Origin of the sequence: Streptomyces sp. NPDC059010 (assembly GCF_042740355.1) — a bacterium.
GTDB lineage: Bacteria > Actinomycetota > Actinomycetes > Streptomycetales > Streptomycetaceae > Streptomyces.
Map to the genome: position 1 here is coordinate 41,367 of NZ_JBHYJA010000006.1, position 22,716 is coordinate 64,082.

Sequence of the window (22,716 nt, forward strand, 5' to 3'; positions counted from 1 at the left end):
GCCCCCCGCCGGCGGGGGTGTGGTAGATTTGGGGCTGGGGGGGGTGTCGGGATTTACGCACACCCCGGCCCCCACGGCGGGCGCGTGCCTGTGACGGCACGCGCCCTCGGGCTCGGCTGACGCTCAGCTCACGGTGCAGCTCTGGTCGCCCAGCCTGAACGCGGCCGGTCTCGTGTTCGTCCCCGACCAGCTCCCCGTGAACCCGAAGCTCACGGACGACCCGGCCGCCACGTTCCCGTTCCAGCCCACGTTCTTCGCGGTCACCGCCGATCCCGACTGTGTGTGCTCGGCGTTCCACAGTTGGGTGATCCGCTGCCCCTCCGCGAAGGACCAGCCGAGTGACCAGCCGCTCCAGGCGGTCGAGCCCGTGTTGGACAACCGCACATCCGCCTGGAAGCCGCCCGACCACTGGTTGGTGACCTTGTACGTCACCGCACAGGCACCGGTGGGCGTCGGAGTGGGGTCGGTGCCGCCGCCCCCGTCTCCGCCGCCCGCGTCCGACGAGTCGCCGTAGACGACCCCGCGGCCGTTCGTCGACACGTACACCCGCCCGTACACCCGCGGATCACCCGTGATCGCCGCACCCGTCCAACCCCACTGGTGGGCGTCGTCGTTGATACGGGTCCAGCTCGCGCCCTTGTCGGTGGAGCGGAAGATGCCGCGTACGCCGCCGATCTTCGCGCTGGTGTAGAGGGTCTGGTACGACGCTCCCGTCGCCGCCTTGCCGAAGCCGATCGTGTCGGCCTGCTCGACGCCCGGGAGCCTGGTGAAGCTCGCGCCCCCGTCGGTCGAGTGCCACAGACCGTACGCCCCGTCCGGCGCACCGCCCGCCAGCCACACGTCCCCCTTCACCCCGGGCAGCGCCTTGAAGCGGACGCTGTCACCGCTCGGCAGCCCGGTCGCCGAGGACGCGGTGAAGGTCGCGCCACCGTCCGAACTGATGTAGAACTTCCCGGACTTGAAGCCGTAGAAGGTCTTCGGGTCGGCCCGGTCGGACTCCACGACCGCCCCGGCCGGTATCCCGCTCGACGCCTGCCACGACGAACCGAAGCCCGTCGTGTACTGCACGCCCGTCCCGGCGGGGCTCCACACGAACCGGCTGCCGTCCGACGCCGCCGCGACCGTCCCGCCGCCGCTGACGCCCGAAGGGTCGCTTCCCGCGAACCAGTTGGCGCCGTTGTCCGTCGAGAACGCGATGTGCGGGCCGGAGTCGAGATTGCCGACCCGCACGACGGTGTCGGGGTTGGTCTCGGCGAAGTCCAGGCCGGTGCTCGTGGTGAAGTTCGGCTGGGTGAACATCATCGACGGCACCTTGGCGAGGTCCGTGTGCCGGAAGCCGCCGATGTCGCCGAGGGCGCTGAGCAGTGGGGCGCCGGACGGGGGAGAGGCCAGGTCGTTGACCGCCGTCTCCTCCAGCCCCTGCACCATCGGCCTGATGGTGAACTGACTCCCGCTGTCCCACTTCGTCAGATCCTCGGTGCCGTAGACCGTCGCACCCGTCCCGTACATCATCCGGTTCGAGTTGAACGGGTCGATCTCCAGCGCCTCCGTCATCCAGCCCAGCTTCGGTGTCTGCTCGGGCGGCGACGGGTTCGCGGCCCAGGTCAGCCACGGCGAGGACGAGACGTCCATGGTGTAGCGGTTGGCACGGCTGGGATACGACGTGTAGTCCCACGCCTTCGTCCAGGTGCCGCCGCTGTCCGTCGAGCGGAAGATCTGGGTGTCCGGCCACCAGGAGCTGTACGCCGTCGCCATCACCGTGCCGGGCTTCTGCCGGTCGACGGTCAGCCCCGCGAAGCCGTAGTAGGTGTCGGCCTCGGCGACCGGGCTGATGTCCGTCCAGGTGCCGGTCGCCGTCGCGTACCGCCACAGCCGGCCCTTGCCGCCGTCGTACGGGCCGCCCTTGTCGCTGTAGGCCAGATAGAGGTAGCCGTTCGTCGCGTCCAGGACACCCTTGTGCGCCAGGTATCCCGTCGGCTGCCCGGCGACCCGCGACCAGGTCGCGCCCGCGTCGGTCGACCGGTACACGGCGTTGTCCTTGTCGGCGACCCCGACGTAGATCGTCTTCGTCGCGTTCCCCGACGTGCCCGTGGACTCGTCGAAGGTGACCCAGACGATGCCCTGGTTGTCGCTGGCGTACCCGCTGGTGTCGCTCGGATCCTGCATGTAGTTGCCGACGTTCGGGAAGTTTGTGACCTGCGACCAGGTCACCCCGGAGTCCGTCGACCGCCACAGCCCCTTGCCGCTGGGCGCGCCCAGATACAGCACGCTGTTCCGGTTCGGGTCCACCGCCAGCCGCTCACCCATGCCACGGCCGGGCATGTTGCCGCCCAGCTTGAACGGCAGCCCCGTCTTCTGCCAGCTCGCGCCGCGGTCGGCGGAGCGCATCACCGCGCCGTTCTTCGGGTCCCAGCCGTTGGTGTACGTCCCGACCGCCGCGTACACCCTGTCCGGGTCGACGGAGTCGGACGCCAGGCTCACCACGCCCGTGTGCCCCCAGTCGTCCCAGCCGACCGAGTCCAGCAACGGCGTCCAGGTCCTGCTCGACTCCTGCCAGCGGTAGGCGCCGCCGATGTCGGTCCGGGCGTAGGCGAGGTTCTTCTCCTTGCGGTTGAAGACGATGCCGGGGACGAAGCCGCCGCCGTCGATCCGGGCGTTCTTCCAGGTGTAGGTGTCGGCGGCGATCGACACGTCCTTCGAGGCCTGTTTCGAGGCGTCGGTGGCGGCGAGTGCGGGCGGGGTGCCCGCGAGCAGTCCGGCGGCGAGTGCGAGTACGGCCGTGAGGATGCGGGTTCTTCGCACGACGGGTCCTTTCCGGAGTGGGGGGTGCGGAAGGTGGTGCGTCGAGCAAGCGCTTTCTATCGCATATGGCAGGTGCCGGGCGACCCCCTGTGCGGGAGAGGGTCACCCGGCGTTGTACGCGGAGCCTCAGCGGGGACTGGTTATTCGAGCAGCTCCGCGTACGAGCCCATGGCCAGGGCGATGTCCGCCTGGGCCCAGAACCGGTGATAGGTGAACGACGGCACCGCGCCGCCCGCGAGATACGCCTCGATCTTCGACCAGGCCGGGTCGTCCTCGTAGAACGAGCGGATCGAGTCGAAGGTCGACGACGAGCTGATCGCGTCGCCGTTCGGCATGGTGCCGGTCCAGCCGGACGGGATGTAGACTGCGTCGTCGAAGCGGTTGTAGTCGGCGCGGTTCTCCGGGACGGCGATCCCGAGGGCGTCCTGGTAGTTGCTCCACATGCCGTCCAGGAGCGCCTTGGCCGTGGCGGCGGCCTGTGTGTCACCGGAGCGGTCCGCGTAGTACGTCAGGGTCTTGGCGTACGCGGCCGTCACACCGACGTCGTTGGTGTAGTCGGCGACGGTGACATGAAGTCCGTTGTTCGCGCCCGGACTCGACGGGTTCCAGGTGTCGGGCTGCCCCGACCACTGGAGCGTCGACGGGATCCGGTACGTCCCGTCCGGGTTGACGGTCGTCTGGGAGAGTGCCCAGTCGACCCACTTGTCGAGCACGGCCTTGGCGGCCGCGTTCCCCGTCTGCTGGTAGTACTCGGCGACCCGCTCCATCGACCACGCCTGGAAGCCGAACCACTGGTTGGACGGCGGGTCGTGGTAGACGGGCTGCTGGTCGTAGTACATGCCGTAGAAGGTCGACTTGCCGGCCGGCGGCGTCGCGTACCGGCCCGCCCAGCTGTTGGTCGCCCCGCCCGCGATCGCGCCCTCGCTGGACTGCAGCCAGCGATAGAACTCGACCTGCCGCTCAAGGGACTTCGCCCAGTCCGCCTGTCCCGTCGCCGACTTGGGCTTCAGGTCGGCGTACGAGCTCAGCGCGTAGGCCGCCATCGGGTTCTGGTAGCCGCCGTGGGCGTGGCTGGAGCCGATGCGCCAGGCCCAGCCGGCCGAGGTGTCGGTGGCGCCGCCCCAGGCGTAGTACCAGGAGAGGAGATAGTGCGAGGCGTCCTTGCCGGTGCCGGCCGGGCAGGAGGAGGCTCCAGTGCAGTTGCCGATCTTCTTGAAGTACTTGTCGTACATCGAGTAGCGCAGATAGTCGCCCATCTTCGCGGCCTTGGCCACGGTCGCGGAGATCTGACCGCCCTTGCCCTGCTCGTCGGCCCACTTGTCGGCCCAGTACGCGGCCTGCACCGCACGGGCGTCGGCGTCGGGGGCGTTGGTGAACTTCCACTGCTTCGCGTACGACGCGTCACCGGTGAACAGGTCCAGGTACCCGTTCTTCCCGCCGTACTTGAACTGGTCGCAGGTCGGCTGCGGCACCGTCTCCCACACCGACTCCTGCGCGCCGCGCTGGAAGGTGTTGATGTACGACGGCCCGGTGTCGCTCGGACCGGCCTCGCACTTGCCCGGCGAGTTGCCGTAGCCGTAGACGTTGTCGACGTCCTGCAGCCAGTGCATGCCGTAGACGTCATCGGTGCCGTACGCGCTCTTCAGCTCACCGGCGATCGGGTCCGAGCCGACCGAGACCGACGAGTCGAGCTTCGCCGGGTACTCGTTCGGGGTGTCCAGCTCGGGCGCGTAGGTCGCCGGCTTCGAGGCGTTGTAGAAGGAGTTGGTCGGCTGGTCGGCGTGGGTCGGGATCATGTACTTCTCCATCAGATCCCAGGCCCCGTTGAACTTCGACCAGTCGCCGCTCACCTTGCCGTACATGGCCTGGAGCCACAGCAGATAGCTGTACGCCTCCGACGTGGTCTCGTGCCCGTGGTCCGGCGCCTCGACGATCAGTGTCTCGACCGAGTGGTAGGGGATGCCCTCGGGCGAGAAGTAGCCGTTCGCCGGGTTGGTGATCTTGCCGTACAGCTCCAGGAAGCGGGCGTCGTACGCCTTCGTGGCCGCGATCTGGGTGGCGGTGACCGTGGCCTTCGCATGCCCGGTGGCCGTCGACTCGAAGGTCGCCGATCCGGTGCCGGAGGAGCCGGCGGTGATGGTCACCTTCTGTGCGGTGTTCCAGTTGGAGGGCGTGAAGGTGAGCGAGGCACCGCCGGTCACCGACAGGCCCGAGTTGCCGCTCGTGCGGGCGGTGGTGACGGTGACGTTGGCCGACGGCTGGGTCGACAGCTTGACGTCGTACGTCGCCGACTTGCCCTGCTGGACCGGGAGTTGGGTCGGCGAGGCGACCACGGCGGGACCCGAGGCGACCGTGATGCCGACCGGCGTGGACTCCGCGGACGCGCCCAGGCTGTCGTACGCCTTCGCGAGCAGCGAATGACTGCCCACGGTCAAGCTGGAGACCGAGAGCGAGTACGGCGCCGTCGTGTCCGTGCCCAGCAGCGTGGTGTCGTCGTAGAACTCCATCTTGCTGATCGTCGCGCTGTCCGCGGCCGCGGCGGTGGCCGCGAGCGGGACGGCGTCGCCCTGGGAGTAGACGGCGCCCGCCGCCGGGCTGGTCAGCACGGTGATGGGGGGTTGGTGGGCGCCGGTGCAGCTCGTGCCGTTGATGGCGAAGTTCGTGGGGGCGGCGTTGCTGCCGCTGTAGGTGAACTGCGCGCCGGTGGTGACCGCGGCTCCGGCGGCCACCCGGCCGTTGTAGCCGGCGTCCTTGACCGTGACCGCCTGGCCGGACTGTGACCAGGTGCCGTTCCAGCCGTTGCTGAGCTTCTGGTTGCCCGCGTAGCTGTACGTCAGGGTCCAGCCGTCGATGACGTCCGTGCCCCGGTTGGTGATCGTCAGATCCGCGGTGAAGCCGGCGCCCCAGTCATTGGTCTTGTAATCAACACTGCACTGAAGTGCCGCTGCCTGAGCGGGAGTCGATCCGGAGCTCAGCATCGCCAGGGGGAGTGCCAGGGCCGCGACGGCGGCCGTCCAGAACCGTCGTACGACTCTGCGTCTGCGTGGGGGATGCACGTGCTGGTTCCTCCTTGCGGCTCGGAGAAGTCAAGGCTTGAACCAGTGGGAGCGCTCCCATAGTGGGGACGGGGGTGCAAGGGGTCAAGACGCTTGAAGAGTCGAAAAGATTCGATGAGTTCAGTTGAGCAAAAGTCAGTGACTCCTCTGTCCTTTACTGTCACTTGGCGCTAGCTTCGGTGACACCAGTGGGAGCGATTCCATCAGTCGACGCGTCCGTCACGACGCGCCTGATCTGCAAGGAGTCGCTCATGCGACACCCCCCGCGTTCAGTACTTTTAGCCGTCGCCGGCACCTTCTCCTTGCCTCTTGCGCGCCCTGCACGGATGGACCGTCAGCACTCGCGACCAAGAAGGAACCCCCACTCATGAGTCGTACCAGAACAGCGATGCTCGCTGCCCTGACGCTGGTCGCCGGGGCCTCGGGGACCGCGCTCGCCGCGGACCCCGACGCGATCGGACCGGCCGCCGTCCCCTGCACCGTCGACTACAAGGTGCAGAACCAGTGGGACACTGGCTTCACCGCCGCCGTCACCGTCACCAACCAGGGCTCCGCCAAGTCGAACTGGTCGGTGAAGTGGTCGTACGCCGGGAACCAGAAGGTCACCAGCGGCTGGAACGCGAAGATCAGCCAGAGCGGCGCCGCCGTCACCGCCGCCAACGAGACCTACAACGGCACACTGGCGACCGGCGGTTCGGTCAGCTTCGGCTTCCAGGGCTCCTACAGCGGCAGCAACGCCATCCCGGCCACCTTCACCCTCGACGGCGTGACCTGCAACGTGGACGACGGCAGCGGTGGGCCCACCGATCCGCCGGACCCCGGCCCGACCGGCCCGAAGGTCGACAACCCGTACTCCGGCGCCAAGGTGTACGTGAACCCGGAGTGGTCCGCGAAGGCCGCCGCCGAGCCGGGCGGCAGCCGCATCTCCAACCAGCCGACCGGCGTCTGGCTCGACCGGATCGCCGCGATCAACGGCGTGAACGGCGGCATGGGCCTGCGCGACCACCTCGACGCCGCCCTGACCCAGAAGGGCTCCGGCGAACTCGTCGTCCAGCTCGTCATCTACAACCTGCCGGGCCGCGACTGCTCCGCCCTCGCCTCCAACGGCGAACTCGGCCCGACGGAGCTCGGCCGCTACAAGACCGAGTACATCGACCCGATCGCCGCGATCCTCGCCGACCCGAAGTACGCCTCGCTGCGGATCGTCACCACCATCGAGATCGACTCGCTGCCCAACCTCGTCACCAACACCGGCAGCCGTCCGACGGCCACCCCGCAGTGCGACGTGATGAAGGCCAACGGCAACTACCAGAAGGGCGTCGGCTACGCCCTCAACAAGCTCGGCGACGCGCCCAACGTCTACAACTACATCGACGCCGGCCACCACGGCTGGATCGGCTGGGACGACAACTTCGCGGCCAGCGCCACCGTGATGAAGGAGGCGGCCACCTCCGAGGGCGCCACCGTGAACGACGTGCACGGCTTCATCGCCAATACGGCCAACTACAGCGCCCTGAAGGAGAACAACTTCACCATCAACGACTCCGCGGGCGGCAAGTCGGTCCGTGAGTCGAAGTGGGTCGACTGGAACCGGTACGTCGACGAGCAGTCCTTCGCGCAGGCCTTCCGCCAGCAGCTGGTCACGACCGGCTTCAACTCCGGCATCGGCATGCTGATCGACACCTCCAGGAACGGCTGGGGCGGCTCCGCCCGGCCCGCCGGTCCGGGTGCGTCGACCGACGTCGACACCTACGTCAACGGCGGCCGCTACGACCGTCGTATCCACGTCGGCAACTGGTGCAACCAGTCCGGGGCCGGTCTCGGTGAGCGTCCGCAGGCCAACCCGGCGGCCGGGATCGACGCGTACGTCTGGATGAAGCCGCCGGGTGAGTCCGACGGCTCCAGCAGCGCGATCCCGAACGACGAGGGCAAGGGCTTCGACCGGATGTGCGACCCGACGTACACGGGCAATCCGCGCAACGGCAACAACATGTCCGGTGCGCTGGCCAACGCTCCGCTGTCGGGGCACTGGTTCTCCGCGCAGTTCCAGCAGCTGATGCAGAACGCGTATCCGCCGTTGTCGTAGCGGTGTGACCTCGGCCGCGGGTTCTCCGTGGCTGGGTCGCGCCCACGCGGCGGAGCCGCAGATCGATACAGCCCCGCGCCCCTGTGGGGCGCGGTGGTTCGCCGGGGGTGGTCAGTTCTCCTGGGCCATGCCCCGGCGGAATTTTTGCGCTCGTGTTTTGCCGTTACGGCAAGGACAGTGGCCCCGCGACGGTGCGCCGGAGCACGCTGGCCTCATCCGAGGAGAGGCTGACGAGCATGGCGCACCACGATCACGGAGACACCGACTGGAACGACATGGCCCCGCTGCTGGAGGCACAGGCGGAGCTGTTCACGCCCCTGTACGAACGCGCCCTGGCCTGGCTGGCCAAACGGCAGACCGAGCCGGGGCTGATCGTCGACGTGGGCAGCGGGCCGGGCGTGATCGCCTGTCTGTTCGCCGACACGTTCCCAGGCGCCCGCATCGTCGCCGTCGACGGTTCCGAACCGCTCCTGGAGCGGGCCCAGGGGCGCGCCGAGCGGCTCGGTGTCGCCGACCGCTTCGGCACCCTCGCCGGTGAACTCCCGGACGTCCTCGGCGACTTGGACTATCCCGCCGATCTGCTGTGGGCGGGCCGCAGCCTGCACCACCTCGGCGACCAGCGCGCCGCCCTCGCCGCCTTCGCCGACCGCCTCACACACGGCGGCACGCTGGCCCTGCAGGAGGGCGGCCTCCCGGCCCGGTTCCTCCCGCGCGACCTCGGCTTCGGGCGGCCCGGGCTGCAGGCCCGTCTCGACGCGCTGGAGGAGGAGTGGTTCGAGGCGATGCGTGCGGACCTGCCCGGCACCGTCGCCGAGACCGAGGACTGGCCCGCGCTGCTCAGCGCCGCCGGCCTCCGGCCCTCCGGCACCCGCACCTTCCTCCTCGACCTGCCCGCCCCGACCACGGACCGGGCCCGCGCCTATATCGCCGCCTGGCTGTCGCGCACCCGCGAGGGCTTCGGCGACCGGCTCGACGCCGAGGACCGCGCGACCCTCGACCGTCTCCTCGACCCGGACGACAAGGCGAGCGTGCACCACCGGCCGGACGTGTTCGTGCTGGCGGCGCAGACGGTGTACACGGCGGTGCGGACGAAGTGAGGCAGCGGGTGGTGCGGTCGCGGTGACGCCGGTCGGTGCCCTGCGCGGGTGCGGCGCCCTGTCCGGGGTCAGCACCCCGCCCGGCCGTACACCGTGACCCTGGCCCCCTGCACCTCCCGCGGCCCCCACTCCTCGAAGCAGGCGGCGAGGACCTGTCGCTTGACCCGTTCCCCGGGGGTCTGGTCGAGAGGCTGTCCGGCGGGGCCGCGGACGGCGAGGATCCGGTCCCCCGTGAGCATGCGGGCCCGGATGACCCCGGCGGGAGCCTCCGTGCCGTACAGCGTGTGTGAGGCGACCGGGGCGCGGTCCAGGGCTAGGTCGCGCAGCCCGCGTACCGCGCCCGGGTCGGGCAGCGACCACACGCGGCGGCGGGCCCGCATGTGGAGCAGGTCGTCCGCGTCCGCGTGGGACTTGACTTCGAGAGTTCTCCAAGTGATGGACTCCCCGGCGTCCGAACGAAACGCAGGGGGAACTCCATGACCGACTCCAACACGACCGACTCCAACACGACCGGCTCCGTCACGCCCGACTCTCCGGCCGCACTCATCACCGGCGGCGGCAGCGGCATCGGAGCCGCGGTCGCGCGGCGGCTGCTGGACGCCGGGTACCGGGTCGCCGTCACCGGCCGCGGCGAGGAACGGCTGCGCGGCTTCGCCGACGAACTCGGCAACCCGCACGGCCTGTTGACGATCGTCGGCAACACCGCCGAGTACGGGGACGTACAGCAGGCCGTCGACGCGACGCTCAAGGCCTTCGGCCGGCTGGACACGGTCGTGGCCAACGCCGGTTTCGCCACCCATGACACGGTCGCCGAGGGCGACCCGGCCGGCTGGACCGAGATGGTGCTCACCAACGTCCTCGGCCCGGCCCTGCTGATCCGCGCCTCCGTCGACGCCCTCAAGGAAACCCGCGGCCGGATCGTCCTCGTCGGCAGCGTCGCCGGATTCGTGCACGGGCCGGGCAACATCTACGGGGCGACGAAGTGGGCCGTGACCGGGCTCGCCGAGAACACCCGGCGGCAGGTCACCGACTGGGGCATCGGCGTGACCCTGATCGCGCCCGGCCGCGTGGAGACGCCGTTCTGGGACAGCTACGGCAGCCTGCCGCCGGGGCATCTGCTGACCGCCGACCAGATCGCCGACTCGGTCGTGTGGGCGGTCCGGCAGCCCGACGGCGTGGACGTCAACACCGTCGTCGTACGGCCGCTCGGACAGCCCAACTGACCTACAGATGTGTTGAGTTGAACGGACTTCAAGGCCCGGACTCAGTTGCCCTGGATGAACTCCTTCGCCAGCTGCTCGCCCAACGCGACCGCCGCGCCGTGGCTCTCGATGGGCGAGACCCGGGAGTTCTTGAAGAGGATGTACGTCACGCCGGAGCCGGTGCCGCCGGTCGCCGGGTCCGGGTCGAGACCGAGAGACTCGGCGGTGGCGTAGGAGGCCTCGCCGATGATCCGCTTGGGGCCGGTGTCGCCGACGACCGCGTACACGAGCCGGTCGTCGTGGATGACGGCGGCCACGCTGCCGCCCTTGATGCCCGCGGCCGAGTGGTCCCACGTCTCGCTGACGCTGGGGACGACGACATACGGCAGGGTGTCGGAGCGCAGCGGCTTGCCGTCGGACTGGTGGAACGCCGTGTCCGGCAGGAACCAGGGGTCGGTGTTCTCATTGCACTTGTCGGTGCGCTGGCCGTCGCAGTCGATGTCCAGGTCGGCCTTCCAGAAGACGGCGCCGTCCTTGCCGCAGACAGGAATCGTGTCGGACGACGCCTCGTCGGCGCGGTACTTGCCGTTCGAGATCTGTGAGCAGGACGTCACCTTCGCGAGCAGGTCGGCCGCGCTGACCGACAGCTCCCCGAAGGGCGGCGGTTGGGGGTGGCCGGAGGCGCTCGCGGGGAGGAGCACGGCGGCGAGCAGCGCGGCGCCGGCGGCCGTGGTGAGGGTCAGTGGTCGGATACGCACTGTGGGGGGACCCTTCTGTCGGTCTGTTCGAATTTATTAGGAAAGCTTCCTTGCTTGCATTGATTGCGGCGTCATCACCTCAGTAGAAGACTGGTGGTGCCGAAGATTTCGGACATTCGCCTGCTTTCCGGGAGGTGTCATGTTCGTACGCGCCATTTACGCCACCGGCGATCCCGCAAAGATCGACACGGCCATCAGGGCAATGAACACCGAGGGAAGGGACTTGCTGGAGGACCGTCCGGGCTACCGCGGAGCGAGTGTCTTCGTGGACCGGACCCTGGGGAAACTGCTGGCGGCGAGCTGGTGGGAGACGGAGCAGGCCCGGCGCAACAGCGACGAGGTGCTGCGTGAGCGGCGGGCGGCGATGCTGGATCCGTTCGCGGGGACACTGGCGGTCGACAACTACGAGGCGCTGGTCTTCCATCAGGTCCAGCAGCCGCGTTCGGGCGGCGGACTACGGCTGACGAGGCTGGAGTTCGACCCCAGGGACGCCGACCTGCTCGCCGACACGTTCCGGGGCACGGTGATTCCCCGCCTCGAAACCCTGACGGGGCTGGTGAGAGCGTCGCTGCTGGTCGACCGGGAACGGGGGCGCGGGATGGTCGGCGTCATGTTCGTCGACCAGGCCGCCCTGGCGGCGTCCCGCTCGGGCCAGGCCGCGGCCCGGCACGAGGGTGCGGCCAAGGCGCATGTGGCCGTGACCGGGCTGGAGGAGTTCGAGGTCGTCCACACCGATGTGCGCGGCGAGTGAGACACCCCCCGCGCGTATCCCTTGCGCGTCTCTCTCACGCATCCGCCCGCCGCTCGTGAGGTCGAGCGGCGGGCGGGCGGTCGTACCGAGTCGGCGTCAGGCCAGGGTGGACTCGGGCGTCAGACCAGGTCGAACGTGGCCGGGTCCGGGCCGATGCGCAGGTCCTCGTTGAGCGCTCGGAACGCCGCGAGGTCCTCGTCGTCGAGGGTGAAGTCGAAGACCTCGATGTCCTCCTTGATCCGTGACGGCGTCACGGACTCCGGCAGCACGGCGTTGCCGATCTGGAGGTGCCAGCGCAGCACGATCTGGGCCGGGGTGCGGCCGTGCTTCTGCGCGATGGCGACGATCGCCGGGACCTCCAGCAGGCCCTTGCCCTGGCCGAGCGGCGCCATGGCCTGTGTGGCGATGCCCTGCTCGGCGTGGAAGTCGCGGGATGCCTGCTGCTGCAGGTGCGGGTGCAGCTCGATCTGGTTGACGGCCGGGACGACCGACGTCTCGGCGATCAGCCGCTCAAGGTGCTCGGGAAGGAAGTTGGCGACACCGATCGCGCGGACCCGGCCGTCGGCGTGCAGCTTCTCGAACGCCTTGTACGTGTCGACGCAGGTGCCCCGGGCGGGCAGCGGCCAGTGGATGAGATACAGGTCGATGTAGTCGAGCCCCAGCTTCTCCAGCGAGACGTCGAAGGCACGCAGAGCCGAGTCGTACCCCTGGTCGCTGTTCCGGAGCTTGGCCGTGACGAAGATGTCCTCGCGGGCCACGCCGGAGGCGGTGATGGCCCTGCCGGTGCCCTCTTCGTTGCCGTGGATCGCCGCTGTGTCGATGCTGCGGTACCCGGCCTCAAGCGCCGTGGCGACGGCCTGCTCCGCCTCGTCGTCCGGCATCTGCGAGACGCCGAGGCCCAGCTGGGGCATCTCGACGCCGTTGTTGAGGATGATCGGGGGGACCCTGCTGCTCACGGGCTGTTGATCCTTACGGTTGTCGTCAGGTGGTACTCCCCATCGTCAACGATCACGGGCCGTAATGCATTCCTGACCGGAGAATCCACCGGAAACAGCCATTACGCCCGGTAAAGTGCCTCGACCTCGCCCGAGTACGCGCTCTCGATCGCCTTGCGCTTCAACTTCAGCGACGGCGTGAGCAGTCCGTGCTCCTCGGTGAACGGCTGCGCCAGGATACGGAACGTACGGATCGACTCGGCCTGTGAGACAAGGGTGTTGGCGGCGACGACGGCCCGCCGCACCTCGGTCTCCAGGTCGGCGTCGCGGACCAGCTCGGCCGGGGTCAGCGGCGGTTTGTCACGCATCATCAGCCAGTGCTCCACGGCCTCCTGGTCGAGGGTGACCAGGGCCGCGATGTACGGGCGGTCGTTGCCCACGACGATGCACTGGGCGACCAGCGGATGGTCGCGGACCCGCTCCTCCAGCACACCCGGCGAGACACTCTTGCCGCCGGACGTGACCAGGATCTCCTTCTTGCGGCCGGTGATGGTGAGGTAGCCGTCCTCGTCGAGCGAGCCCAGGTCGCCGGTGGCGAGCCAGCCGTCGTGCAGGGCCGCGTCGGTGGCCTTCTGGTTGTTGAGGTAGCCCTGGAAGACGTTGGCGCCGTGCAGCCAGATCTCGCCGTCGTCCGCGATGTGCACGGTCATGCCCGGGATGGGCTGGCCGACGGTGCCGTAGCGGGTGCGATAGGGCGGGTTGGCGGTCGCGGCCGCCGTGGACTCGGTGAGGCCGTACCCCTCGTAGACATGGATGCCGGCGCCCGCGAAGAACAGGCCGAGCCGTCGGTCCATGGCCGAACCGCCGGTCATCGCCTGCTTGATGCGGCCGCCCATCGCCGCCCGCATCTTGGAGTAGACGAGCTTGTCGAAGAGCTGGTGCTGCATACGCAGACCGGCCGAGGGGCCGGGGCCGATGCCCCATGCCTTGGCCTCCATGGCGTCCGCGTACTTCACGGCGACCTCGACGGCCTTCTCGAAGGCGCCGGACCGGCCCTCCTTCTCGGCCTTGCGGCGGGCGGCGTTGAAGACCTTCTCGAAGATGTACGGCACGGCGAGGAAGAACGTCGGCTTGAACGCGGCGAGGTCCGGCAGCAGTGCGGCCGCGTTCATCTGAGGCTGATGGCCGAAACGCACCCGGCCGCGGATCGCGGCGACCTGCACCATCCGCCCGAAGACATGCGCCAGCGGCAGGAACAGCAGGGTCGCCGCCTCGTCGCCCCGCTTCGAGTGGAACACCGGCTCCCAGCGCTCGATGACGGTGTCCGCCTCGTACATGAAGTTGCCGTGCGAGATGACACAGCCCTTGGGGCGGCCCGTCGTCCCCGACGTGTAGATGATCGTCGCCACGGAGTCGGGGGTGACCGCCTGCCGGTGGCGGTGGACCACCTCGTCGTCGAGGTGCGCCCCGGCGTCGTACAGCGCCTGCACGGCGCCCGAGTCCAGCTGCCACAGCTGGTGCAGCCGGGGGAGCCGGTCGATGACGGTGGCGATCGTCATCGCGTGGTCCTCGTGCTCCACGATCGCCGCCGAGCACTCGGCGTCGTACAGCGCCCAGAAGCACTGCTCGGCCGAGGAGGTCGGGTAGATCGGCACGACCTGCGCGCCGATCGTCCACAGCGCGAAGTCGAAGAGCGTCCACTCGTACCGGGTACGGGACATGATCGCGACCCGGTCGCCGAACCGGATGCCCTGGGCGAGCATGCCCTTGGCCAGGGCGAGCACCTCGTCCCGGAACTCGGCGGCGGTGACGTCCCGCCACTGCCCGCCGTCGTCCTTGCGGCCGAGGGCGACATACAAGGGGTCGTCCTGGGCATGTTCGAAGACGACATCGGCCAGGCCGCCCACCGGCGGTGCCAACGCCAACGGAGGGTTGGTGAACTCGCGCAAACCCCGCTCCCCGCTCCGATCGCCTCGGCTGAAGCTCCGCTCAGCGCCGTGAAAGCTACCCCACCCGCCGTTGAGGCGGGAGGGGGGCGGAAATCGACGGGTGCTCAGGTATGCACTGGTCAGGGCGGGAAAATACGCTCACATAGGGAAGGGTCGGACAGAAAACTGACGGTTGAGTAAGTTTCGGACCCGTAATCTCCACCGAATCTGTACGACCCGATTACGCGTTTCCAGCCCTTTCGATCATGCCATTCCTAGCGTGTCGTCGTCTCCTCTGTCAGCGTACGCGTGGCCGAATCCGTCACTCCGGTTTGTGCCGCGGGCCGCCTTTTCACCAGGGCGAGCACGACGATCCCGGCCACCACGGCCGTCGAGCCCGCCGCCATCGCGACCGAATTCAGTCCCTCGGCGAAGGCGCCGCGCAATGTCTCCTCGCCGAACACGCCGCGCAGCGCACCGGCACCGCCGCCCGCCAGGGCATGGGCCGCCTCCTGCGGCAGCGTGTCCGCCATCCGCGAGGTCAGCACCGTGCCGTACAGGGCGATGCCCAGCGCGTACCCGAGCTGCCGGAAGGTGTTCACGGCACCGCCCGCCATGCCCGCCCGCTCCTGCGGTACGGCGGCCAGCGCGGCGCCCGCGATACCGGGCGCGACCAGCCCCGTACCGACGCCCACCAGTACCAGCCCGGGTATCAGGGCGCCCGCCGTCGAACCGGCGTCCAGGAACGCCATGCAGTACTGGCCCGCGCCGATCAGCAGCAGCCCGCCCCCGATGGTGAACCGGGCCGGCACCCCGTGCAGCAGACGGCCGCCGGCCGCGGCGACCACGAACGAGGCGAGCGACAGCCACAGGAACACCAGTCCGCCGCGGACCGGGCTCATCCCCAGCAGGGTCTGCAGCCAGATCGAGGCATACGCCAGCGCGCTGAACGCCGCCGCGTTGAAGGCGAGCGCACCTGCCATCACAGCGGCGAACGCGGGCTTCAGGAACAGCCGCAGATCCAGCAGCGGATGGGCGACACGCCGCTCGACCAGCACGAAGCCGACCAGCGCCAGAGCCGCCGCCGCGAACCACGCCAGCGTTCCGGACGCGCCCCACCCGTGGCTCCCGGCCCGCACGGCCCCATAGGTCACCGCACCCGCGAACGCCGCGAACATCGCCGTGCCCGCCCAGTCGACCCGGCGTCCGCGTTCCCCGCGCGACTCCGGCACCACCCGCAGCGTCAGCCACACCGCGACCACGCTCACCGGCAGATTGACGTAGAAGATCCACCGCCAGCCCGGCCCGGCGGTGAGCAGCCCGCCGGCGACCGGGCCCACCGCGGCCGCCGCCCCGCTGACCGCGCCCCACACGCCGAGCGCGATGGAGCGCCGCTTGCCCTGGTAGACGGAGCCGAGCAGCGGCAGCGTCGTGGCGAACATGGCCGCCGCGCCGACGCCCTGCAGCACCCGGGCGCCGACCAGCATCTCCGGACCGGACGCGAGCCCGCACAGCAGTGACGCCGCCGCGAAGACGACGATGCCCGCGACATGGACGCGCCGCCGCCCCAGTACATCGGCCGCGGCCCCGATCCCGAGCAGCAGCGCGGCCAGTGCCAGCGCGTACCCGTCCATCACCCACTGCAGATCACTCAGCGACGCGTCCAGCGCCCGCGCCATGTCCGGCAGCGCGACGATCGCGATCGTCACGTCCAGCAACAACATGAACGTGCCCAGGCACACGGCCGTGAGCGTCCCCCAAGTACGCATGTCCTCAACTCCTCGCTCGTGGGATGCGTATGACTGCGTACGATGGGCGTCTCGCGAACGATCGAGGCTGTACGAGGCGCAGGAGTGCCGGAATCCGACGGGAGTTGCCGCGATGGAGATGGAATCCGACATCTTCGACGGGCTCGATCTGCAACTGCTCGACGCGCTGGAGGTCAATGCCCGGGCGTCCTTCGCCCGGATCGGGGAGGTGCTCGGTGTCTCCGACCAGACCGTCGCGCGCCGCTACCGCCGGCTGTGTGCCGAGGGCGGCCTCCGGGTGGTGGCCGTGCGGGACGCCGAGCGCCTCGGCCAGGACCAGTGGACGCTCAGGCTGCGCTGCGTCCCGGACAGCGCCCAGGCCATCGCGGACGCGCTCGCCAAGCGGCCCGACACCAGCTGGATCGGCATCGCCTCCGGCGGCACCGAGGTCGTCTTCGGCACCCGGCCGCGCAGCCCCGGCGACCGTGACGACCTCCTGCTGGGCAAGCTCCCCCGCACCCCGCGCGTCCTGGAGATCCGGGCCCACCAGATGCTGCACCGCTTCTACGGCGGACCGAGCGGCTGGCTCCGCAAGTTCCGGGTGCTCACGCACGAGCAGGTCGCGGCGCTGCGGCCCGAGGTCGTCGCCGGGCCGGGCCCCGCCCGGATCGCCCCCGACGACGAGCCCCTGCTGGCGGCCCTGGAACGCGACGGACGTGCCACCTACCCCGAGCTCCAGCGCGCCACCGGCCGCTCGGAGTCCGCCGTGAAGCGCCGCCTCGCCGCGCTGCTGGCGTCCGGGGCGGTGTACATCGACGTGGAGTACCTGTCCGAGACCATCGGCTATCCGTTCGCCGCGATGCTGTGGATCACCACCACTCCGGCCGCCCTGACGTCCGTCGGCGAGGCCCTCGCCACCCACGACCCGATCGCCCACGCCGCGGCGACCGCGGGCTCCTGCAACATCCTCGCGACCGCGGTCGTCAGAAACTCCGCCGACCTGTACGCCTACCTCAGCGGCCCGCTCGGCCGACTGGAGGGGGTCCAGCATGTGGAGGCATCGCCGTTCCTGCGACGGGTGAAGCAGCTGACCTATCGGCGTCCGGCGCGCTGAGCGCCCCCTAGAGGCGCGGGGCTGCGTCGATATGCGGCTCCGCCGCGTGGGCGCGACCGGCCACGACGCGCCGCAGCCGACATCGGTCCCCCGGCATCGTGCTCATCGCCGGTGCAGCCGGTCCCCGCCCGCCAGGATCGCCCCTGCCAGTGCATCCGCCGCGCCCTGTGCGGCCGTCCGCCGCCGCCCATGGACCAGCACGAAGTCGACCCGCCCGAGCTCCGGCAGCCCGAACCGGTCCGGCACGCGCACCAGCCCGGGCGGAATCAGCCCCCGCGAGTGCGCCATCACCCCGAGCCCGGCCCGCGCCGCGGCGATCAGCCCGTTGAGGCTGCCGCTGGTGCACACGATCCGCCACTCACGCCCCTGCCTTTCCAACGCCTCCAGCGCAAGGGCCCTGGTGATGCCCGGCGGTGGAAAGACGATCAACGGCACCGGACGTTCCGGCTCCAGGCGCAGCCGTTCCGCGCCGATCCACACCAGCCGGTCGTGCCAGACCGGTTCGCCCCGCGGATCCTCGGGCCTACGCTTGGCGAGCACCAGGTCCAGCTTTCCGGCGGCCAGCTGCTCGTGCAGGGTGCCCGAGAGCTCGACCGTCAGCTCCAGGTCGACCTCGGGATGCTCGTAGCGGAAGCCCTCCAGGATCTCCGGCAGCCGGGTCAGCACGAAGTCCTCGGAGGCGCCGAAGCGGAGCCGGCCGCGCAGCCGGGTGCCGGTGAAGAACGCCGACGCCTGCTCGTGCACCTCCAGGATCCGGCGGGCGAAGCCGAGCATCGCCTCACCGTCCTCGGTGAGCTCCACGGAGTGGGTGTCCCGGGTGAACAGCGGGCGTCCCGTGGCGTCCTCCAGGCGCCGTACGTGCTGGCTGACGGTCGACTGGCGCAGGCCGAGCCGGCGGGCGGCCTGAGTGAAGCTGAGCGTCTGGGCCACCGCGAGGAACGTACGAAGGTGGGAGGGGTCGTACACGCCTCCCAGGCTACCCGCGGCTATCGCGATGCGTGATGACAGTCAGAGTGGTGTGCGGGATTCCCGATCGCGGGGGGCCGGAGGACGATGGAGAGGGCACGTCTGTGCCCGGAGCCGGAAGTTCAGCGAAACAGCGAAGTACGACAGCGAAGTAGTGGAGCACAGTGAATCGCCTGCAATGGCCGCGTTGGATGCCGATCGACCCGTACATCCTGCTGCTGCTCGGGACCGTGGGCCTCGCGGCCCTCTTCCCGGCGCGCGGAACGGCCTCCGACGTGGCGTCCGGTGCCTCCACGGCCGCGATCGCCTTCCTGTTCTTCCTCTACGGCGCCCGGCTGTCCACCCGTGAGGCGCTGGACGGGCTGAAGCACTGGCGGCTCCATGTCACCGTCCTGGCCTGCACCTTCGTGGTCTTCCCGGTGCTGGGTCTGGCGGCCCGCGGACTGGTCCCGGTGATCCTGACCGACCCGCTCTACCAGGGCCTGCTCTTCCTCACCCTCGTGCCCTCCACGATCCAGTCGTCGATCGCCTTCACGTCGATGGCCCGCGGCAACGTGCCCGCCGCGATCTGCGCGGGCTCCTTCTCCTCCCTGGTCGGCATCGTCGTCACCCCGCTCCTCGCGGCGGCCGTGCTCGGCGGCGGCACGGGTGGCTTCTCCGCCGACTCGCTGGTCGAGATCGTGCTGCAGCTGCTGGTGCCGTTCGTCGCCGGGCAACTGCTGCGGCGGTGGATCGGCGGTTTCGTCGCCCGGCACAAGAAGGTCCTCGGGCTGGTCGACCGCGGCTCGATCCTGCTGGTCGTCTACACCGCGTTCAGCGAGGGCATGGTCCAGGGCATCTGGCACCAGGTGAGCCCGCTGCGGCTGGGCGGTCTGCTCGCCGTCGAGGCGGTGCTGCTGGCGGTGATGCTCGCGCTGACCTGGTACGGCGCGAAGGCCCTGCGCTTCGACCGCGGGGACCGTATCGCGATCCAGTTCGCCGGCTCGAAGAAGTCCCTCGCCGCCGGTCTGCCCATGGCGAGCGTCCTGTTCGGCGCGCACGCCTCGCTGGCCGTGCTGCCGCTGATGCTGTTCCACCAGATGCAGCTGATGGTGTGCGCGGTCATCGCCAAGCGGCGCGCCCACGACGCCGAGGCCCGCGACCCCGAGGCCCCCGACACCGAGTCCGGTTCCCCCGACCCCGTCACCGCGTCGGCGCCACCCGCAGCGTCACGAACCGCGGTCGGTACAGGGACACGTTCCGGTTGAGCTGCGCGGCGGCACCGGCCGTCTCCAGCCAGTTGACGTCGTAGCTCAGCACGAGCCGTCCGTCGCCGCTCAGCTCGGGATGCACCTGCGGGTTGTAGGCGGCCACCTGCGCGCCCTGCGGCAGCGACGGGCTGAAGTCCTTCGTCGGCCCGTGCCACGGACCGCTCGGCGAGCAGGCCCAGTACGACGTCACGGTCGACAGCCCCTCGGTGCCCGCGGCCATGGTGAACAGGACGTACGTCCCCCGCACCCGCGCCACCGAGAACGCGCTGCCCACCCCGGTGCGCTGCCCGTCCCCGAGCACCGCACGCGGCCGGGCGCCCGTGTCGGCCCACGTGGAGCCGTTCCAGTACTGCCAGGCCCCCGGCTCGGCGAGCCTGCCCTCGCGCACCCGCGCGACATACGCCTGGGAGGCCGGCCGGGACGCCGCCTGACCGTCGTCACCGCCGAAGACGTACGTCCAGCCGTCCTCCTCGACCAGCGTCGTGCCGAACAGCACCCGCCGGGACGGATCGGGCACCAGCTGCTGGTCGAGGACCTTCACGACCGACTCGACCTTGAGGTCGGGCAGCGAGAGCGTGGCGACCTCGGTGGCCGTCGGCACTCCGTAGATCCAGGGTGCCTGCCCGGCCGTGCGTACCCACAGCAGCACCCGCAGCACCTGCTCGGACGAGCCGGGGGAGCGCGGCTCGACCCGGGCCGCGACCGGCCAGCGCCACTGGTTCGGAGCGGGGTCGGGGAAGAGTGGGGCGGGGAGGGTGCTCTCCAGGCGTCCGTCGCGCATCACGACCGCCGAGTTGCGCACCAGCGGGGCGGTCGTGTCCCGCCAGGTGAAGGACTCGCCGAACGGGTTGGGCGGGGCGTGCACCCGGCCCAGATAGGTGTCCGAGAACAGCCACAGCACCCGGCCGTCCGGCAGCCGCACCGAGTGGGTGCCGTCGCCGCCGGTCCAGTCGTCGCCGCGGGAGGGGTCGTCGCCGTAGCGGGCGAACTCGGCGGTGAGACCGGCCTCGGCCTTCCAGGCCGCGACCGAGTGCGGAGCGCACGCGTCACCGCCCTCCCGTTCGCCGTCGTCCGGGAGGGCGGTGAGCAGCACGGCCGCGAGGACCAGAACCAGCAGGAGTCCCAGACCGGTTCCGGTGCGCTGTCGTGCTCGTGCGTCGTCGGGCACGCCTGGGACGTTAGTGGTCTCAGCCCACCTGGTCCATGGGCAGCCACAGGACGGTGTCCGCGGTGGTCGCGGACCTACGGGCGGTGACCTGCGCCGCCGCCTGGATCTCGGCGTCGCCGAGTGCCCGGTTCCACACATGGACGTCGTCGATCGCGCCGGTGAGGAACGCCCGGCCGTCCATGCGCTGGCCGACGTGCACTCCGAACGGCGAGTTACGGCTGACCGATCCCGCCACGTCCGCGGTGCTGAGCGGCGTACCGTCGAGGAACAGCGTCAGCTTTCCGCCGCCGCGCCGCAGGGCGAGGTGGTGCCAGCGGCCGTCGTTGCGGGCGCCGTTGAACCACACGGACGCGGTGCGCACGGTGCGGAACCCCTCCCGTGTGGTGATCAGGGCACGCACCCGGTCGTTGTCGGGCTCACCGCGCAGCCAGACCTGGGGCTGGGTGGTGCCGATTCCGCCCATCCACAGGAACGGCTGCTCGCCGGACCTGGCCGAGTAGCGGAAGAACAGCGATGTCGTGAAGTCGCCGGTGCCCAGCGGGAGTTGGGAGCGGTACGGCAGACGTACGGCGTCGTCCGTGCCGTCGAACTCCAGGGCGTTGCCGAACACCCCGCTCGTCGTGCGCGCACCGCCGAGGACGGTCGCCCGGGGTGCGCCCAGGGCCAGGTCGGGGGTGGTCGGGTCGGGGGCGCGGCGCGGGCCGAGCCAGTCCTCGTTGAAGCGGGCGAAGCGGATCTCGTCGCGGGCGTCGACGGCGCCGCCCTCGTACATCAGGCCCACCGTGGACGCGTCGACGGCCACCATGTCGGAGTAGCCCGACCAGTCCGTGGCGACGACCTTGCCGCGGTCGGCTCCCTCCCAGGTCTCACCGCTGTCGTAGGAGGACCGGATCATCATGGTCCGGCGGCGGTCGGGGTCGCCGGGGGCGGACAGCAGTATCCGGTTGCCCATGCGCAGCGTGGCGGCCTGGACCTGGGGCGTGTACAGGTCCGGCAGGCCGTGGAAGGGCCCGGTGAAGCTGTCGCCGCCGTCGCGGCTGAACGTCTGGGAGCGGTGGCCGAGGTCGGAGCCGTCCTGCTCCCGGCCGCTGACGATGATCGTGCCGTCGGTGCGCTCGGTGAGGGTCACCTCGGAGGGTTTCTGCCGGAAGGTGCCGTCGGCGGCGGCGATGGGCCAGGAGTCGGTGGCCCCGATCCGCCAGGTGTCCCCGCCGTCGTCGCTGACGATGAGCGCGGCGTGGTTGGCGGAGACCCGAGTGCCGTCCCAGGTCTCGGTGTTGACGCCGAAGACCAGGCGTCCGGCGTGCTTGCCCCGGGTGAGCTGGATGCCGTGCACGGGCCCGGTGGCGTACCAGGAGTTCCACTCCTTCGGCAGTATCTGGTCGCTCAGATTGCGCGGCGCGGACCAGGTCCGGCCGTCGTCGTCGCTGTACTGCAGATGGGGAGTGCGGTCACAGGGCACCGTGCAACTGCCGCTGTCCGTACGGCCCGTGTTGTACGTCTCCGCGAGCAGGATGCGGCCGGTCTCACGGTCCACGATCGGGGCCGGGTTGCCGTGTGTGTCGCCGCCGCCGTCGTTGACCACCTGGAGCGGTCCCCAGGTGCGGCCGCCGTCCGTGGACCGCTTGAGCACGATGTCGATGTCGGCGGCGTCGCCGCAGTTCAGCACCCGCCCCTCGGCGAACGCCAGCAGCGTGCCGTCCTTGGTCTTCACGATCGCCGGGATGCGGTAGCAGGCGTAGCCGGGGTCCTGGTCGGCCCGGAAGATGACCTGTTGCTCGAACAGCGGTGTCCGGCTTGCGGGTTGGGACTGGGCCGGACTTAACGTCGCGGCCGTCGCCGTGGTGGCTACGGC

Annotated in this window: 16 protein-coding genes; 6 read left to right on the forward strand and 10 right to left on the reverse strand. The window is 70.2% G+C overall.

Annotated features, from left to right (window positions below):
• Positions 1 to 123 precede the first annotated feature (123 nt).
• A complete protein-coding gene (locus ACFWYS_RS07785; RefSeq protein ID WP_384764758.1) occupies positions 124 to 2,802 on the reverse strand; it encodes a cellulose binding domain-containing protein in 2,679 nt (892 codons plus the stop codon).
• Positions 2,803 to 2,942: 140 nt separating this feature from the next.
• On the reverse strand, positions 2,943 to 5,858 hold the full coding sequence (locus ACFWYS_RS07790; protein WP_384764760.1) for a glycoside hydrolase family 48 protein: 2,916 nt from the start codon (positions 5,856 to 5,858) through the stop codon (positions 2,943 to 2,945).
• Between the two features lie 367 nt (positions 5,859 to 6,225).
• Here ACFWYS_RS07790 and ACFWYS_RS07795 point away from each other — a divergent pair, with 367 nt between their 5' ends.
• Both ACFWYS_RS07795 and ACFWYS_RS07800 read left to right on the forward strand, forming a co-directional pair.
• Positions 6,226 to 7,944: a glycoside hydrolase family 6 protein gene (locus ACFWYS_RS07795; RefSeq protein ID WP_384764761.1), complete on the forward strand. Its 1,719-nt coding sequence runs from the start codon at positions 6,226 to 6,228 to the stop codon at positions 7,942 to 7,944.
• Positions 7,945 to 8,180: 236 nt separating this feature from the next.
• On the forward strand, positions 8,181 to 9,041 hold the full coding sequence (locus ACFWYS_RS07800; protein WP_384764762.1) for a class I SAM-dependent methyltransferase: 861 nt from the start codon (positions 8,181 to 8,183) through the stop codon (positions 9,039 to 9,041).
• Positions 9,042 to 9,109: 68 nt separating this feature from the next.
• Here the strand turns inward: ACFWYS_RS07800 and ACFWYS_RS07805 are convergent, their stop codons facing one another.
• Positions 9,110 to 9,421 carry a hypothetical protein gene (locus tag ACFWYS_RS07805; RefSeq protein ID WP_384764763.1) on the reverse strand — a complete coding sequence of 104 codons (312 nt, stop codon included), beginning with the start codon at positions 9,419 to 9,421 and terminating at the stop codon, positions 9,110 to 9,112.
• 96 nt (positions 9,422 to 9,517) lie between these two features.
• Here ACFWYS_RS07805 and ACFWYS_RS07810 point away from each other — a divergent pair, with 96 nt between their 5' ends.
• Positions 9,518 to 10,264 carry an SDR family oxidoreductase gene (locus tag ACFWYS_RS07810; RefSeq protein ID WP_384764765.1) on the forward strand — a complete coding sequence of 249 codons (747 nt, stop codon included), beginning with the start codon at positions 9,518 to 9,520 and terminating at the stop codon, positions 10,262 to 10,264.
• Between the two features lie 41 nt (positions 10,265 to 10,305).
• Here the strand turns inward: ACFWYS_RS07810 and ACFWYS_RS07815 are convergent, their stop codons facing one another.
• Entirely contained in the window at positions 10,306 to 11,001 is a 696-nt protein-coding gene (locus ACFWYS_RS07815; RefSeq protein WP_384764767.1) for a glycoside hydrolase family 75 protein, read from the reverse strand.
• Positions 11,002 to 11,140: 139 nt separating this feature from the next.
• On the opposite strand from ACFWYS_RS07815, the gene ACFWYS_RS07820 reads away from it, so the two are divergent.
• Entirely contained in the window at positions 11,141 to 11,752 is a 612-nt protein-coding gene (locus ACFWYS_RS07820; protein WP_384764769.1) for a hypothetical protein, read from the forward strand.
• A 119-nt stretch (positions 11,753 to 11,871) separates the two neighbouring features.
• Here the strand turns inward: ACFWYS_RS07820 and ACFWYS_RS07825 are convergent, their stop codons facing one another.
• The 3 genes from ACFWYS_RS07825 to ACFWYS_RS07835 form a co-directional block, all read right to left on the reverse strand.
• A complete protein-coding gene (locus tag ACFWYS_RS07825) occupies positions 11,872 to 12,708 on the reverse strand; it encodes an aldo/keto reductase (protein ID WP_384764771.1) in 837 nt (278 codons plus the stop codon).
• Positions 12,709 to 12,809: 101 nt separating this feature from the next.
• Positions 12,810 to 14,636, reverse strand: a complete 1,827-nt coding sequence (locus ACFWYS_RS07830) for an AMP-dependent synthetase/ligase (protein WP_384764773.1) — start codon at positions 14,634 to 14,636, stop codon at positions 12,810 to 12,812.
• Between the two features lie 254 nt (positions 14,637 to 14,890).
• A complete protein-coding gene (locus ACFWYS_RS07835) occupies positions 14,891 to 16,384 on the reverse strand; it encodes an MFS transporter (RefSeq protein ID WP_384764775.1) in 1,494 nt (497 codons plus the stop codon).
• A gap of 112 nt (positions 16,385 to 16,496) precedes the next feature.
• Here ACFWYS_RS07835 and ACFWYS_RS07840 point away from each other — a divergent pair, with 112 nt between their 5' ends.
• On the forward strand, positions 16,497 to 17,477 hold the full coding sequence (locus ACFWYS_RS07840) for an Lrp/AsnC family transcriptional regulator (RefSeq protein ID WP_384764776.1): 981 nt from the start codon (positions 16,497 to 16,499) through the stop codon (positions 17,475 to 17,477).
• Positions 17,478 to 17,579: 102 nt separating this feature from the next.
• Here ACFWYS_RS07840 and ACFWYS_RS07845 read toward each other — a convergent pair whose 3' ends face one another.
• Positions 17,580 to 18,443, reverse strand: coding sequence for a LysR substrate-binding domain-containing protein (locus tag ACFWYS_RS07845; RefSeq protein WP_384764778.1), 864 nt, complete (start codon positions 18,441 to 18,443; stop codon positions 17,580 to 17,582).
• 191 nt (positions 18,444 to 18,634) lie between these two features.
• Here ACFWYS_RS07845 and ACFWYS_RS07850 point away from each other — a divergent pair, with 191 nt between their 5' ends.
• The gene (locus tag ACFWYS_RS07850; RefSeq protein WP_384764779.1) at positions 18,635 to 19,690 is read left to right on the forward strand and encodes a bile acid:sodium symporter family protein; all 1,056 of its coding nucleotides are present in this window, start codon (positions 18,635 to 18,637) and stop codon (positions 19,688 to 19,690) included.
• On the opposite strand, the gene ACFWYS_RS07855 is transcribed toward ACFWYS_RS07850, so the two are convergent.
• Complete coding sequence (locus ACFWYS_RS07855; RefSeq protein WP_384764780.1) at positions 19,626 to 20,861, reverse strand: DUF4185 domain-containing protein; 1,236 nt, start codon at positions 20,859 to 20,861, stop codon at positions 19,626 to 19,628. The genes ACFWYS_RS07850 and ACFWYS_RS07855 overlap by 65 nt on opposite strands.
• Before the next feature lie 19 nt (positions 20,862 to 20,880).
• The coding region (locus tag ACFWYS_RS07860) for an exo-alpha-sialidase (RefSeq protein ID WP_384764782.1) at positions 20,881 to 22,716 on the reverse strand (1,836 nt) is incomplete at its 5' end.